The organism is Paraburkholderia sp. SIMBA_030 (genome assembly GCF_046535245.1).
In the GTDB taxonomy this organism is placed as follows: Bacteria; Pseudomonadota; Gammaproteobacteria; order Burkholderiales; family Burkholderiaceae; genus Paraburkholderia.
This window is the reverse complement of sequence record NZ_JAWRXB010001798.1, coordinates 1-230: the sequence shown is the minus strand read 5'-3', so window position 1 is coordinate 230 and position 230 is coordinate 1. Positions and strand designations below refer to the sequence as shown.

General features: G+C 65.7%; 1 protein-coding gene. It reads right to left on the bottom strand.

What is annotated here, in order from left to right; genetic code table 11:
* Positions 1-230, bottom strand: a 230-nt coding sequence (locus SB772_RS46180; RefSeq protein WP_410839290.1) for an alanine racemase, incomplete at both ends; no start/stop codon positions are given.

The following is a 230-nucleotide window of genomic DNA, read 5'->3' as shown; positions in this document are numbered from 1 at the left end:
ATCAACGTGATCTGGCCGATCCCGGGGCACGCACGGGCGCGCTCCCACGCGGCGCGGTATTTCTCCGGCGCGTAGCCGAGCCGGTTCATGCCGCTGTTCATCTTGAGCTGCACGTTGACGGGCTTCGACAGCCGCGCCGTCTCCAGCATCCGCATCTGCTCGTCGTTGTGGACGGTGGTCGTCAGGCTGTAGCGGTCGATCACGTCGATGTCGGTCGAGCGGAAGAACCC